Origin of the sequence: Streptomyces kronopolitis, assembly GCF_050953795.1 — a bacterium.
Classification (GTDB): Bacteria; Actinomycetota; Actinomycetes; order Streptomycetales; family Streptomycetaceae; genus Streptomyces; species Streptomyces kronopolitis_A.
In genome coordinates this window covers 303,885-318,720 of sequence record NZ_CP191850.1, presented here as the reverse complement: position 1 = coordinate 318,720, position 14,836 = coordinate 303,885, and the positions used below count along the sequence as shown (strand labels likewise).

The 14,836-nt window shown below is 71.9% G+C and carries 9 protein-coding genes; 8 read left to right on the top strand and 1 reads right to left on the bottom strand.

Annotated features, from left to right (window positions below; translation table 11 throughout):
- Positions 1-136: 136 nt before the first annotated feature.
- Positions 137-928, bottom strand: coding sequence for an AraC family transcriptional regulator (locus ACQP17_RS01210; RefSeq protein ID WP_433854488.1), 792 nt, complete (start codon positions 926-928; stop codon positions 137-139).
- A gap of 367 nt (positions 929-1,295) precedes the next feature.
- Here ACQP17_RS01210 and ACQP17_RS01205 point away from each other — a divergent pair, with 367 nt between their 5' ends.
- The 8 genes from ACQP17_RS01205 to panD all read left to right on the top strand — a co-directional run bounded on the left by ACQP17_RS01205 (position 1,296) and on the right by panD (position 14,821).
- Entirely contained in the window at positions 1,296-2,003 is a 708-nt protein-coding gene (locus tag ACQP17_RS01205; RefSeq protein ID WP_433854487.1) for a peptidylprolyl isomerase, read from the top strand.
- 1,524 nt (positions 2,004-3,527) lie between these two features.
- Positions 3,528-4,388: a hypothetical protein gene (locus tag ACQP17_RS01200; protein ID WP_433854486.1), complete on the top strand. Its 861-nt coding sequence runs from the start codon at positions 3,528-3,530 to the stop codon at positions 4,386-4,388.
- A complete protein-coding gene (locus tag ACQP17_RS01195) occupies positions 4,385-7,522 on the top strand; it encodes a non-ribosomal peptide synthetase (protein WP_433854485.1) in 3,138 nt (1,045 codons plus the stop codon). The genes ACQP17_RS01200 and ACQP17_RS01195 overlap by 4 nt, the downstream gene beginning before the upstream one ends.
- A 22-nt stretch (positions 7,523-7,544) precedes the next feature.
- Positions 7,545-8,546, top strand: a complete 1,002-nt coding sequence (locus ACQP17_RS01190) for a methyltransferase (RefSeq protein ID WP_433854484.1) — start codon at positions 7,545-7,547, stop codon at positions 8,544-8,546.
- Positions 8,546-11,845 carry an ACP S-malonyltransferase gene (gene fabD / locus ACQP17_RS01185; protein ID WP_433854483.1) on the top strand — a complete coding sequence of 1,100 codons (3,300 nt, stop codon included), beginning with the start codon at positions 8,546-8,548 and terminating at the stop codon, positions 11,843-11,845. Before ACQP17_RS01190 ends, fabD begins: the two co-directional genes overlap by 1 nt.
- A 78-nt stretch (positions 11,846-11,923) precedes the next feature.
- Positions 11,924-13,183: a cytochrome P450 family protein gene (locus ACQP17_RS01180; RefSeq protein ID WP_433854482.1), complete on the top strand. Its 1,260-nt coding sequence runs from the start codon at positions 11,924-11,926 to the stop codon at positions 13,181-13,183.
- Complete coding sequence (locus ACQP17_RS01175; RefSeq protein WP_433854481.1) at positions 13,183-14,388, top strand: cytochrome P450; 1,206 nt, start codon at positions 13,183-13,185, stop codon at positions 14,386-14,388. Before ACQP17_RS01180 ends, ACQP17_RS01175 begins: the two co-directional genes overlap by 1 nt.
- Before the next feature lie 16 nt (positions 14,389-14,404).
- Positions 14,405-14,821 carry an aspartate 1-decarboxylase gene (gene panD, locus ACQP17_RS01170; protein ID WP_364879707.1) on the top strand — a complete coding sequence of 139 codons (417 nt, stop codon included), beginning with the start codon at positions 14,405-14,407 and terminating at the stop codon, positions 14,819-14,821.
- Positions 14,822-14,836: the final 15 nt, after the last annotated feature.

Here is a 14,836-nt window from a genome sequence, read left to right as displayed (position 1 = left end):
GGGACCCGATCCCAGGGGCACCCAACCGGTAAAGGGACAGCTGATGCCGAAAACCCGCCAACCCTGGTGCACTCCGGCGCCCGACGGGCGACGATCCCTGGACGACTGGTCCATGACGGGGAGGTGGTGCCGAGCCCTACGAAAGCGCGCGGCTGGTGTGCAGACTTGCCTGGTAGCGGCCCGGGGTCTGGCCGACGACCGAGTGGAAGGCGTCGATGAAGCTGGAGGGGTTCGACCACCCGCATGCCATCGCTGTATCGGTGACCGACATGCCGTTGGTGAGGTGGCCCAGGGCATGGTGGATGCGCAGCGTGGTGCGCCACTGGTGGAAGCTCATGCCGAATTCGGTGTGGAACAGGCGGCTCAGGGTGCGTTCACTGGCTCCCGCAACGCGTCCCAGCTCGGCCAGGGACGCAGGCCGCGCAGGATCGGCGTGCAGGAGATCGGTGACGGTGCGCAGCCGGTCGTCGCCGGATTCGGGCAGGTGCAACGACTGTTCAGGCGTGTCGTAGAGCTCGTCGATGACCACCGCGAGCAGTCGCCCGTGGGCGCCGGGACGGATCTCCGGCCGCTCGTCGGTCAGTGCCAAGACGGCCTCGCGCAACAGCGGACCGACGGCGAACACGCTTGGCCGGTCCAAGAGTTCACCGCACAGGCCGATCGGGATGGTCAGGAGGCGGGCGTCGGTGCGGCCGTAGAAGCGATGGGAGTGGGCGAAGCCGGGTGGCGTCCACGTCATGCGGTTGGCCGGGGCGACCCAGGTTCCGCGTTCGGTCGTGGTGGCCAGTGTCCCGGCGGCCGCGTAGACGAGCTGTCCGTGGTCATGAGAATGGGGGTCGAGGTGGTAGCCGTGCGGTAGCCATCTGCCGCCGCTGGGGAGGGCGGGCGGTGGTGAGGGCCCCGGAGGGGGCTGGCTGGTTGTCGGCATCAGAGGACAGTGTGCCGGTGGTGCGCCACCTGGCGCGCCGGGTGAGCGGAGTTCCCGCGGGCTCGGGCAGGGGCCGGGCGGTGGCGTGGGCCGAGCTGTCGCTCCGCAAGGACCACGACGTGCTTCGACGGAGGCGCCAGCTACCCGTCGTCACAAATCTGGGCCCTTGCCCAGCGCGATCACACGTGGCGGACCATGCGTCAGTCGGCGCTGTGCCGCATCCGAAGTGGCCTGCGGCCACAGGCCGATGGCTGGGAGGCGGATGTGGCCGGCGGGCGGGTTCCCGCCCGCCGGGCCGCCCTCTAGACTGCGACCGCTCCGAAATCTGACGATCTTTTGGAGGGTGTGCAGGATGAGTCGAACTCTCGTGACCGCATTGGTCTCGGCGGCATTGGTCATGTCCGGGGGCGGAATTGCCTCTGCTTCCGATGTCCCGCCGCGCACCACGCACGGTCCTTGCCAGTACACCCAGACCCCGGACGAGCCGCCGGCGCGGCAGGTTTCCCTGCCGCCCGATCCGCGGCACACCCCCCGTCACGGCACGGTCGGTATGGCGGTCCGGACCAGCCAGGGCCCGCTCCCGCTGCGTCTGGATCGGGTGAAGGCGCCGTGTACGGTCCAGAGTTTCCTACACCTGGCGCGGCACCGGTTCTACGACCGTACGGCGTGCCATCGGCTGACGGCGTATCCGACGTTGAAGGTCCTGCAGTGTGGCGACCCGACCAGTACCGGCGAGGGTGGGCCGGGGTACAAGTACAAGGACGAGCTGCCGGTGGACCTGCCGCCGGCACCGAGCGATCCGACCGGCGCCCGTCGCCTTTACGGGCGCGGCGTGCTGGCGATGGCCAACGCCGGTCCGGACACGAATGGTTCGCAATTCTTCGTCGTCTACGGCGACTCCGCGCTGCGGCCGAACTACACGGTGTTCGGCACGGTCGGTGCCGCCGGCCTGAAGACTCTCGACAAGGTCGCCGCTGGCGGTATCGAACCAACTGCGCAGGACCCGGCACCTGTCGACGGCACGCCCGTGCTGCGGACCGAGCTGCGCAGCGTCCGGCCGTCCTGCCTGTCCTGACGCATTGTGGCGCGGTCAGCGCGGTTCAGCTACGCGACAAAGGGGCTGCGACAAAGGGGCTGAGGGACCCGGACGTCACGCCCGGTGCACAGGGAATGCCCCCGGTCCGTATGGGCCGGGGGCAGGACGTGATCCGCGTCAGTCGCTGTCGGTCTCCTTGTGCGTCACAGAGCCGTTGGAGGCGTCGAGCGGGTGAGCCGGGGCTTCAGGCGTCGGCCCACAGGTCCGTGGACAGATACTTCAGGCGGGTATCCCTTCACGCCGCACACGATCGCCAGACCGGTGCCGGTGTTGCCGCTGGTCAGCTCGACCACCGGCTGTCCCGGCCTGAGCGCGCCGACGCGTTCGGCCTCCTCGATGATCCCCTACGCGGACCGACTGGGAACTGCGTCGGTAGGTGTCTGCTGTACTGCTGGAGGCCGAGGGTCCGCTCCCTACGGTCCCCAGGTGAGGAACAACTCGACGTTCTGGTGCGCTCGTTGGCATTGGCTGAGGTCCGGTTCGCGAGCTGGACGACCGGCGCGCGGATGTCGTTGCACGGATCGGCATGCCGGAGCGGTTGCGTCCGGCCGCCTGGGGCAGGGCGTGGCAGTTCCCGCCGAACGGCAGGACGGTGGTGGGGGAGTCGAGCGCGCCACGGTGGACCGCCGTGGGCAGTCGTGTGTGCGGCCGAGCGTGGGCAGCCTTGGGGCACGGCCTCGGATTTCGGCCAGGAGGGCGGAGGTTCCCTTTCCGGCGGGTTCTTGCGACGTAAGCCCTGGTTGACGTGGTCGGTCCAGTCGCGACTCAGGTCCGGAGCGGATGTTTCGGATTCATGGCCTGGTATTCGAAGTCGGGCGAGACGTGGTCGCTGCGTCCGCGAATACCTTGACGAAATCACTCTGTGGGTGGCGTCTGCAATGGATGTGAAGCGGCTGAATTCCTTCTGGCCGGCAGTCTTCTCTTCGCGAACAGGACCGCATGGCGGCGCCGGCGGAGGTCCCGGCCGATCTGGCGCGGGCCGCGGGTGGCTCGGGGGAGCTCGGCGCCTGATTCCGGTGACACGACAGGCTCACGACCAGGAGCGGGATGCGCCGCCCGCCGGGGCCCTCGTTTCCGCCACTCTGCGGGCCCCGGCGGGCGGTGCCTCTGTCGCGTCAGGACCCGGAGTCGACGATTGCCGTCAGGGAGCTGTCTCGTGTGGTGGCCGTCACGCGTCAAATCGGGATGTTCGGGAAGTTCTCCCCCCGGGGGGTCGGTCGGCCTCCAAGGCGGGGCCCCGCCTGCTCAAGGGGGCGTGTGCCCAGGAAACTTCCTGGAAATGCGGCCACGAGGTGATGCGGGCTGGCGGAAACCGCTTCCCTCATGTCCGAAATGCATTGGCGCGATTCCCTCGCGGCCCGGAGTTTTTCCGGTCGAACGGCGGGCGGTCCATGATCGATTTCTTGTGGACAGTGCCGACTGGCGACCTTAAGATCTGGCCTGCTCTGGCCGGAGATGGTCGGGAAAATAAATCGATGAGACTTTGACTCGGGGGATCTTGATATGCCCAACTCCACCGTGTGGAATATCGTTTCGGACGCAGGGTCCGACACCGACACCGACACCGATATCGTGCTCGCGGCCGATTTCCCGGTGACGGGGAGGAACGAGGGTGGATTCGCCGATCTGGCGCCCGGTCTGAAGCTGGACTGCGATCTGTGGCAGACCGTCGCCCCGGTCCGCGACCCCGAGACCGCGGCCCTGGACGACAGCTACCTGGAGCCCTGGCTCTCCGAGGTGGCCGCATCCGGTCGCACGGTCCGCGCCGTGCTCGGCTACTGCGCGGGCTCCGTCTTCGCCGGCGTGCTCGCCGAGAAGATCGGCGCACGGCAGTCGACTGCCCCCCGTGTGGTGCTGTTCGACCCCGAACTGGTCGATGTGCCCACCGTCCACCTCCAGTTCGGCCGGGTCATCGGCAACATGACCACCGTTCTGGCCCCGGAGGAGATAGCCGAGCTGTCCGGCGCGGCCGAGCGGCTCGCCGCGCAGCCCGACATCACCCCGGCCGCCTTCGCCGCCGGCCTGTACGCGGCCTTCCGCCCCATCGGCACCGCGGCGCTGCGGCGGGCCGGGCTCGACGAGGACTACGCCGGCGAACTGGTCCAGCTGGTCGGCTCGTTCATGTCCTACCTCGCCACCGCCGCCGGTCTCGACCCGCGCCCCGGCTGGAAGGGGGCCACGGTCGTCACCTCCGCCAGTGCGACCAGCGGACTGAACCGGATGCGCACCACACCCGGCGTCGCCCCCATCGAGGTCGCGGACGAGCGGCGCTTCGAGGTCGAGCACCGGGACCTGCTGCGCACCCCCGCCATCGCCGAAGCCGTGGGCGGAGTCCTGGCAAGCCGCCCCGGGAAGCACGCGTGAGCGCCGAAGCCACGGCCGGCCCCACGGCCGGCGAGGCGCAGGACGGCTCCGGCCGCGCGGCCGGTCGCGTACCGGCGGGCCGCAAGGAGACCTCCCTCTGGCTCCTCGACGAGCTGGTCCCCGGCAGCGGCGCCAACAACCTCTCGCTGGCCCTGCGCGTGCGGGGCCGCCTCGACGCCGCCGCCACCGCGCACGCCCTGCGGCTCCTGACGGAGCGCTTCGAGGTGCTGCGCACTGTCTACCGGCGTGACGGCGCCGAGCTGACCAGGGCCGTCCTGCCGTCCCTGGCCGTCCGCCTGGAGGAGGCGGAGCACCGCGGCGGCGCGGAGGACGAACCGGCCGTCCTGACGGCCTTCGTGGCCCGCCCGTTCACCCCGGACGGCAGCCCCCTCGTACGCGCCCTGCTGCTGCACGGGCCGGACGCCGACGTGCTGTGCCTGGCCCTCCACCACGCCGTGTCGGACGTACAGTCGACGGCCATCCTGCGTGCCGAGTTCGTCGCCCTCTACGAGGCGGTCCTGGAGGGAGGGCACCCCGTCCCCGCCGAGGTGCCCGCCCTGCACGAGCCCGCACCGTCCCCCGAGAGCCGCGGCTACTGGCAGCAGCGCATGGCCGGATTCAGCTCCTCGGGCCTGGAACTCCTCTGCGAGCAGCGCGACCAGCCCGTCACCACCCTCCAGGGCGACGAGGTCACCCACGTACTGTCGGCCGAGGCCCACGCGGTCGTACGCCGCCTCCAGCGCGAGCTGCGGGCGCCGGAATCCGTCGTCCTCCTCGCCGCCTACGCCGTCCTCCTCGCCGCGCACGGCGCCGGGCCCGACCTCACCATCGGCTCGCCGGTCAACACCCGCCCCCGCGAGGCGGTGGACGCGGTCGGCTACCACAGCAACCTCGTCGTCCTGCGCCTGCTGCTGGACCGTGACGCCACGTTCCGGGACCTCACGGCCCTGACCCGGCGGACGTTCATGGAGGCGATGGCGCACAAGGACGTACCGACCGACGACGTGCTCGACATGGTCGAACGCGACGGCTCCGGCTGGCGCAATGCGCTGTTCAAGCACGTCTTCAACTATGTCCCCTTCGCCGAGGACCAGCGCACCTTCACCCTCGCCGGCGCCGAGGCCGAACTCCTCGTCGTCGAGAACGGCTTCAGCCAGTTCGACCTTGAGTTCTTCGTCTCCGCCAACCAGGAGACCGCAACCGTCCGCGCCGCGTTCTACACCGGGGTGCTGGACCGGTCGGATGTCGCACTGATGGTCCAGCGCTATGACGCCCTGCTGGTCGCGCTGGGTACCGGGGCGGACACCCCGATCGCCTCCCTGCCGTCCTGGTCGGCCCGCGACCACGAGGTCATCGACGCCGCCAACGCCACGGATCGCGCGATCGGCCTGCCGTCGGTGCTCACCGGCTTCGCCCGCCGCGCCGCCGCCGACCCCTCGGCCGTGGCCGTACGGGAGGGCGACCGCACGGCCACGTACGGCCGCCTGTGGTCCGCCGCCGTCGACACGGCCGCCCGGCTGACCGAGGCCGGCGTACGTCCCGGCGACGTCGTAGCCCTCCTCCTGCCGCGTGGCGCAGCCCTGGCCGCCTCGGTGTTCGGCACCTGGCTCGCGGGCGCGGCCTACCTGCCGCTCGACCCGAACCACCCCGTGGAGCGGCTGACCTACCAGCTCGACGACACGCGCGCCCGCGTCGTCCTCGTCGGCGCCGGCATCACCGCCCCGGAGGGCCACGCCGCCGTCCCCGCCACCGACTGGGAGCAGGTGCCCCGGGTGCCGGTGGACGAGGCGGCGGTGAACGCCGACCCCGACGCCCTCGCGTACGTGATCCACACCTCCGGCTCGACCGGCAAGCCCAAGGGCATCCCGATCCGGCACGGCAGCCTCGTCAACCACATCGTCGACTACGCCGAACGCTTCGGCGTGGCCGGCTCCACGCGCCCCACCGGCTGGCTCAGCACCTACAGCTTCGACACCTCCTCGCTCGAACTGATGATGCCGCTGCTCCACGGCGGCCACACGGTGGTGCTCCCGGACGAGGCGCGCACGGACGGCACCCTGCTGGCGGCCGCCGTCACCGGCCACGACATCGGCCTGCTGCAGGCGACCCCCACGACGTGGCGGCTCGTCGCCCACGAGATCGCGGACGTGACGGCCGGACGCGTCCTGCTGACCGGTGGCGAACCCCTACCCGCCGAACTGGCCACCCGGCTGCTCGACGCCGGCGCCGAACTGTGGAACGTCTACGGCCCCACCGAGAGCACGATCTGGGCGACCGCCGGCCGCGTACCGGCCGGCCACGGCGGAAGGGTCGATGTCGGCTCACCCGTCGCCAACACCCGGATCTTCATCGCCGACCCGCACGGCAGGCCGCTCCCGGTCGGCCTCTGCGGAGAGCTGTGCGTCGCGGGCGTCGGCGTCGCCTCCGGCTACCACGAGCGGCCCGACCTGAGCGCGGAACGCTTCGGCGAGAACGCCGAGTACGGGCGCTTCCACCGCTCGGGCGACGTGGCCCGCTGGCGCACCGACGGCAGGATCGACCTGTTCGGCCGGATCGATCGGCAGGTCAAACTGCGCGGCAACCGGATCGAACCCGCCGAGATCGAGGCGGTTCTGCTCGCGCACCCCGACGTCGAGGCGGCGGCCGTCGTGGTCGTCGGCGATCCCGGGGCGGACGGCTATCTGGCCGCGTTCGTCCGGGTCCCGCGCCGTCCCGAGGCCGTGGACGAACTGTGGGACCACGCGCACGGGCAACTCCCGCGCTCGGTCGTCCCCCACCGGTTCATCGCCGTGGACGCCTTCCCCCGTACCGGCAGCGACAAGGTCGACCACCTGGCCCTCGCCGAACAGGCGGCCCGGCACTCCGGCCCGGCCGTCGGCGGCCACGGCGCGGACTCCGCCGCCGGGGCGCAGGACGACCTGACGGCCACCGTCGTCGGCCTCTTCGCCGAACTGCTCGACCGCAGCGACCTCGACGCCGACGCGCACTTCTTCGCCAACGGCGGGCACTCGCTGCTGGCCGTCGCCCTCGCCCAGCGCCTCAAGGACCTCACCGGTGTCCGGCTCGCGCTGACCGACGTGTTCGAGACGCCCACCCCCGCCGCCCTGGCCGACCGGCTGCGCCGGCTCTCCTGACGGAACCGAAAGAGACGCTCTCATGGAAATCCTCAAGCTCGCCGTCAGCGGCTGGTTCGCCCGGGCCCTCGCGGTCGCCGCCCGCCTGGAGATAGCCGACATCCTCGACGGCGGATCGATGACCTCGGCCGAACTCGCCGAGCGCACCGAGTCCGACCCCGACATCCTCCACCGCCTCCTTCAGATGCTCACCGTGCCGGGAGTCCTGGAGCGCGACGGGGAGAAGTTCCGGCTGACCGAGGCCTACGCGCCGCTGCGCGCGGACCACCCCTTCACCCAGCGCCACTTCGCCATCCTCGCCGCCGAGCTGTACGACGACGCCTTCGCCGGCCTGATGCACACGGTGAAGACGGGCAAGTCCGGCTTCCAGGAGATCTTCGGGGAATCCCTCTACGGCTACCTGGAGACCCACCCCGAGACGGCGGACCTGTTCGACAAGGGCATGGTCGACCTGGCGACGCCGGTGGCCCAGTGCCTGCTCGGTCTGCACGACTTCAGCGCCGTCAAGACGGTCGTCGACGTGGGCGGCGGGAGCGGCGGGCTGCTCCCCGGCCTGCTGGCCGCCCACGCGGACCTGCGCGGCACCGTCGCCGACCGGGCCAGCGTCTGCGCCAGGGGCCGCACGGCCCTGGAGCGGGTCGCGAAGGAGGAGGTGCTCGCCCGCATCGACTTCACCCCGAGCGACTTCTTCGTCGAGCTCCCCGCCGGAGCCGACCGCTACCTGCTGAAGAACGTGCTGCACGACTGGACGTACGAGAACTGCGTCCGGATCCTGGGCACCGTCGCCACCGCCATGGCCGACAGCCCCGCCGACGCCCGGCTGCTGGTCGTGGAGCCGCTGGTGGAGAACGACATCGACGGCTGGCGGGCGATGTTCCAGGCCGTGGCCTGCGACGAGGGCACCACCGGACTGGACGAGCCCGCCATGCGGCGCGCCCTTGAGGAGGCCGGCTTCGTCGTGGAGTCGGTCGGGCAACTGCCCACGCAGCACAAGGTGTTCGAGTCCTCCCTGCGTGTCTCCTGATGCTCACACCGGTTTTCCTGTTCGCGGGGCAGGGTTCCCAGTACCACGGCATGGGCAAGTGGCTCTACGGGGCCGACGCCGCGTTCCGTGAAGCCCTCGACTCCCTGGACGCGACGGTCCGCGAGGTGCGCGGCGACTCCGTGATCGAGGCGATCCACGGCCCCGGCCGCGGCCCCGAGCACCCGATGACGCAGTTCTCCCTCACCCAGCCGGCCATCTTCATGGTCGAGTACGCGCTGGCGCAGATGCTCCGGGCCCACGGGTTCGAACCCGGCGCGGTGCTCGGCGCCAGCCTCGGGGAGGTCGGGGCGGCGGCCGTCGCGGGCGTCGTCGACCCGGACGCGTGCCTGCGCTCCCTGCTGCGCCAGGTGGACGTCTTCGAGGCCGAGTGCCCGCGGGGCGGCATGCTCGCGGTCCTGGCCGACCCGGGTCTCGCCGACCGCGACCCGGCCCTCGCGGGGGCCTACGTCGCCGCCGTGAACTCCCCGGAGAACTTCGTCCTGGCCGGCACCGCCGAGGTCCTGGACCGGATCGAACGGCACCTCCACGCCACCGGCACGCTCTGCCAGCGGCTGCCCGTCCTGTTCCCCTTCCACTCGCCCCTGATCGACCCGGTCGAGGGCGTGTTCAAGGACCTGATCGGCGAGCTGACCATGAAGCCGGCCGCGATCCCGCTGATCTCCGGCACCACCGGTGCCGCTGTGCGGATACCCGACTCCGCGCACCTGTGGCGGGTGCTCCGCGACCCCTTCGACCTGACCGGGGCGCTGGCACCCCTGCTGGAACGGGACGACCTGCTCTTCCTCGACCTCGGGCCCTCCGGGTCCATGGCCAACCTGGTGCGGGCCGCCCTGCCGGAGGGCAGCCGCTCCCGCGTGCTGCCGCTGCTGTCCCCGTACGCCCGCGACGAGGTGCTGTACCGGGCCGTCCTCGACGCGCGCCCCCGCCTCGCCGCCACCCCCGCAAGAATCGAGGTGAACCCCGTGAGCGCTCCCGCAGCGACCGCCGTGCGCCGATCCGCCGCCGCACCGACGCTCGACGTCCACGTCTTTCCCGGGCAGGGCGCGCAGGCCAAGGGCATGGGCCGGGAGGTGTTCGACCGCTTCCCCGACCTCGTCGCCCGCGCCGACGCCGTCCTGGGCTACTCCCTTCGGGAGCTGTGCCTGGAGGATCCGGGCCGCAACCTGCGGAACACCCAATACACCCAGCCCGCGCTGTACGTGGTCAACTCCCTCACCTGGCTGGCGGCCGTGGGCGAGGGCGGGCGGCTGCCCGACTACGTCCTCGGGCACAGCCTGGGCGAGTTCTCCGCCCTGTTCGCCGCCGGGGTGTACGACTTCGAGTCGGGCCTGCGCCTGGTCGCCGAGCGCGGCCGGCTCATGGGGCAGGTCACGGGCGGCACGATGGCCGCCGTCTCGTCCGTCGACGCGGCCCTCGTGGAACGGGTGCTGCGCGACGAGGGCTTCTCCGACGTCGACATCGCGAACTACAACGCGCCCACGCAGACCGTGATCGCCGGTCCCGCGGACTCGGTCAACCGGGCGCTGCCCGCGCTGAAGGCGGCCGGTGCGCGGTGCGCGCCGCTGAACGTCAGCGCGCCCTTCCACAGTCGGTACATGGCCGACGCCGCCGAGGAGTTCGGCCGGCTGCTGGACGCCACCGCCTTCGCGCCCCCGAAGATCCCGGTCATCGCCAACGTGGACGCACGCCCCTACGGGACGGGAGAGGTGGCCGCCACCCTGCGGCGGCAGATCGCCTCACCCGTGCGCTGGACCGACAGCGTCCGGCTCCTCATGGGCCAGGGCGACTTCACGGTGCGTGAGCTCGGTCCGGGGAAGGTGCTGACCAAGCTCATCGACCGGATCCGCAACGAGGCGTCCCCCCTCCCCGCCGCCGAGCCCGCCGCTCCCAGGCGGTCCGAGCCGGCGCCTACCGAGCCGGTGCGGGCCGTCCCCGCGCCGGCCGCGCCCGTACGCCCCGCCACGGTCACCGCCGGGTCGCTCGGGTCGGAGGACTTCCGGCGGGACTACGGCGTCCGCCTCGCCTACGCCGCCGGCGGGATGCGGCGGGGGATCGCCTCCGTCGACCTGGTCGCCCGGATGGCCGGGGCCGGACTGCTCTCGTACTACGGCGCCTCGGGGCTCCCGGCCCGGGACGTGGCCTCGGCGGTCGCCGCGATCCGCGCACGTGTCCCGGCCGGGGCGCCGTTCGGGGTCAACGTCACGCACGACCCCTTCGACCCGCGGGCCGAGTCCGAGCTGGTCGACGTACTGATCCGGGACGACGTCCGGTTCGTGGAGGCCTCCACCCACGTCGAGGCGACGCCGGCCCTCGTACGGCACCGGCTGACGGGCGCCCGGGTGCTTCCGGACGGCACCGTGCACGTGCCCCGCAAGATACTGGCGAAGGTGACCCGGCCGGACGCCGCCCGCCTGTTCCTGGAACCGCCGCCCGCCGCGCTGGTGAGCCGGCTGGTGGCGGAGGGCCTGCTCACCGCCGAGGAGGCCGAGGCGGGAGCACGCCTCGCGCTGGCCGACGACGTCTGCGCGGTGGGGGACGCCGGGGACCACTCCGACATGGCGACCCTGTGGGCGCTGCTGCCCGCGCTGCGCGGACTGCGCGCGGAGCTCGGCGGCGTGGCCGGGGCCGTGCGCGTCGGGGCCGGGGGCGGCATCGGAGCCCCCGAGTCGGCGGCGGCCGCCTTCGTCCTGGGCGCCGACTTCGTCCTCACCGGCTCCCTCAACGCGTGCACCGCCGAGAGCGGGACCAGCGCGGCGGCCAAGGACCTCCTGCAGGAGGCCGACGTCCACGACACCGCCTTCGCGCCCTACGGAGACCTCTTCGAACTGGGCGGCCGCGCAAGGGTGTTGCGCAAGGGCGTGCTGTTCCATGCCCGCGCGGGAAAGCTCCACGACCTGTGGCGCAACCACGACGCGTGGGAAGCGGTACCCGCCGCCGTGCGCGCGAAGGTGGAGCGCGACTACCTGGGTGCCTCCTTCGAGGAGGTCCTCACCCGCCTCGGTGACTCCGCCGAGTCCGCCCTCGACCCCAAGCGGCGCATGGCGCTCGTCTTCCGCTGGTACTGCGCCCAGGCGGCCACCTGGGCGATCGAGGGCACACCGGGCCGCGTCGCCGACTACCAGATCCCCTGCGGACCAGCCCTCGGCGCCTGCAACCGCTGGCTGGCCCGCACACCGCTGCACGCCTGGCGGGACCGGCACGCCGACGTGCTCGCCGAGCGCCTGATGGCCGGGGCCGCCGAGGTCGTGGGCAGCGGGCTCCGCAGCCGCAGCTCCTGACCCCGAAGGGGCGGCGGAACCACGTACACCGCACCATCCGCACGATCGACATTCTCCGTAGCGAGCGAGGCAGACCGCATGACCGAGACCCCCACAACGGAACTCAGCGCCGGATCCGGCGACCTGGCGAGCGAGTTCGACCTGTCCGACCCGGCGTTCATCACCGACCCGAAGGCGGGGGAGCGCTGGCTCGGCGGCCCCCGGCCCGTCTGCCGCGGGAAGTTCGCCGACGGCAGCGACGTCTGGGTGGTCACCGGACACCACGACGTCAAGACGGTGCTCGGCGAGCCGACCATGCGCAGCCGCCCGCCGGGCGACTCCCACCGCGCGAGCATGCTCAGCCGGGGCATCCCCGAGGACATCGTCGACATGTTCGACTCCACCCTGCTGACCATGGACGGCGAGGACCACATGAGGGTCCGCCGCCTCGTCACCCGGGCCCTGTCCGCCCGGCGGATGCTGGCCCTGACCCCGGCCGTCGAACGCGTGGCGGAGCGCCTGCTCGACGGCCTCGCCGGCAAGGCCGAGCCCGACCTGATCGCGGACTACGCGCACCCGCTGGCCATCATCGTCATCTGTGAACTCCTCGGCGTCGACGAGGAGTACCGCGAGCAGTGGCGTGAGTGGAGCGAGACCCTTGCCCAGGCCCTGCGCCCGAACCCCGAGCAGTTCGCCCCGGCCGTACGGGGCATGGCCCGGGTGACCCGGGAACTGATCGCCGCCCGGCGGGCCGACCCGCGCGACGACCTGATCTCCGAGCTGGTGCAGGTTCACGAGGAGGACAGTGACCGGCTGACCGACGACGAGCTGACCGCCCTGGCGATGGTCCTCGTACAGGCCGGCCACGAGACCGTCCGCAACCTCGTCGCCCTCGGGGCCTTCACCCTGCTCCAGCACCCCGATCAGCTGGATCTGCTGAAGAACGACCCCTCGCTCGGCAGCCGGGCCGTCGCCGAACTCGTGCGCCACACCGCGCCGGTGAAGCACACCTTCCGCCGCTTCGCCACCGAGCCCGTCGAGATCGGCGGGGTGAAGGTGCAGCCCGGAGAGGCCATCCAGGTGGTGCTGGCCGCCGCGAACCGGGACCCCGAGGTCTTCGAGGAGCCCGGACGCCTCGACGTCACCCGTGCGCAGAACCCGCACCTGGGGTTCGGCCGGGGCGCGCACTACTGCCTGGGCGCCAGCCTCGCCCTGATCGAGGGGGAGGTCGCCCTGACCGCACTGTTCAAGCGGTTCCCCGACCTGGCGCTGGCCGTGGACGCGCAGGAGATCGAGCCGCGCTACCTGATGCCGATGCCGCGTCTTCCCGTCCGCCTGTACCCGGAGAACGAGGTGTGATGACCGACGGCCTGCCCGCAGTCCCGGGTCTGCCGATGACCCGGGGCCGGTGCCCCTTCGACCCCGCACCCGAACTGGGCGAGCTCCGCGCGGACCAACCGGTCGCCCGCATGGAGTTCCCGGACGGACACGTGGGCTGGCTGGTCACCGGCTACACCCAGGTCCGCACACTGCTGTCCGACCCCCGGATGAGCTCCCGGGGGGACGCGCTGCGCTCGCCCATCCCGCTGCCCATGGCGACGGACCGCACCGAGCCGGCCCCGGGCATGTTCACGGCGATGGACCCGCCGGAGCACACCCACTACCGGCGGGCGGTGGCCGCCTGGTTCTCGGCCCGCCGCACCCGCACCCTCGCACCCCGGCTGAAGGAGCTCGCCGAGAGCCACCTGGACGCCATGGACGCCGGCAGGGGTACGGGCCCGGTCGACCTGGTTTCGGGGTTCGCGGAGCCCATGGCTGCGTCGGTCATCTGCGAGCTGCTGGGCGTGCCCCTGTCGGAGCGCCCGGCCTTCGCCCGGGCCATCAAGGCGCTGTTCGCGGTGCACTCCAGCGCCGAGGAGGCCATCGCCGGCTGGCACGCCCTCACCGGCCTGCTGCGCGGGCTGGTCGAGGCGAAGCGCGCCGAACCGGCCGACGACCTGCTCGCCACCCTCGTCACCGAGGGCCGGCTCACGGACGAGGAACTCGTCACGGTCGGCGCCGTGCTGCTGACCGCCGGATACGACACCAGCGCGAACATGATCGCCCTGGGCACCTTCGCCCTGCTGGAGCACCCCGAGCAGTCGGCCGCGCTGGCCGCCGACACCTCCCTGGCCGGGAGGGCGGTCGAGGAACTGTTGCGCTACCTCACGGTCGTCCACGTAGGGGGCATCCGCGCCGTGGGCGAGGACCTGGAGTTCGAGGGACACCGGATGGCGGCCGGGGACGCGGTCTCGTTCTCCTTCGCGGCCGCCAACCGCGATCCGGTGCTCTGCGCCCTGCCGGACGAGCTGGACGTGACCCGCGAGCCCGTACCGCACCTCGCCTTCGGGCACGGCATCCACCAGTGCGTGGGCCAGCAACTCGCCCGGCTGGAACTGCGGGTCGCCCTCCAGGCCCTGTTCGGGCGCTTCCCGCGGCTACGCCTCGGCATTCCCGCCGCCGAGGTCCGCACCCACCCCGACCTGATCATCTACGGCGTCCAAGACCTACCGGTGACCTGGTGAACGGAGAGAAAACGTGCTGTATCGAGAGATGTTCAAGTCCAAGATCCACCGTGCGACGGTGACCCAGGCGGACCTGCACTACGTGGGCTCCGTCACCATCGACTCCACGCTGATGGCCGCCGCGAACCTGCTGCCCGGCGAAAAGGTCGACATCGTCGACGTCGACAACGGGGCGCGCCTCAGCACCTACGTCATCGAGGGCGAGGCCGACAGCGGGGTCATCGGCATCAACGGCGCCGCGGCCCACCTCATCAACCCCGGCGACCTCGTCATCATCATCTCCTACGCCTCCATGAGCGAGGAGCACGCCCGCTCGTACCGGCCGAGCGTGGTGTTCGTCGACGCCGACAACCGACCCGTCACGACCGGCACCGACCCCGCCGACGTACCCGACGGATTCGGCCTGGTGCGCGGCGACACCGTCAGTGCCTGACCACCCACCTGCTCA

What these genes read in the sequence shown, in the direction of transcription:
- ACQP17_RS01210 (WP_433854488.1), bottom strand. Translation starts at nt 928, where the DNA reads ATGCCGACAACCAGCCAGCCCCCTCCGGGGCCCTCACCACCGCCCGCC.
- ACQP17_RS01200 (WP_433854486.1), top strand. Translation starts at nt 3,528, where the DNA reads ATGCCCAACTCCACCGTGTGGAATATCGTTTCGGACGCAGGGTCCGAC.
- ACQP17_RS01190 (WP_433854484.1), top strand. Translation starts at nt 7,545, where the DNA reads ATGGAAATCCTCAAGCTCGCCGTCAGCGGCTGGTTCGCCCGGGCCCTC.
- fabD (WP_433854483.1), top strand. Translation starts at nt 8,546, where the DNA reads ATGCTCACACCGGTTTTCCTGTTCGCGGGGCAGGGTTCCCAGTACCAC.
- ACQP17_RS01180 (WP_433854482.1), top strand. Translation starts at nt 11,924, where the DNA reads ATGACCGAGACCCCCACAACGGAACTCAGCGCCGGATCCGGCGACCTG.
- ACQP17_RS01175 (WP_433854481.1), top strand. Translation starts at nt 13,183, where the DNA reads ATGACCGACGGCCTGCCCGCAGTCCCGGGTCTGCCGATGACCCGGGGC.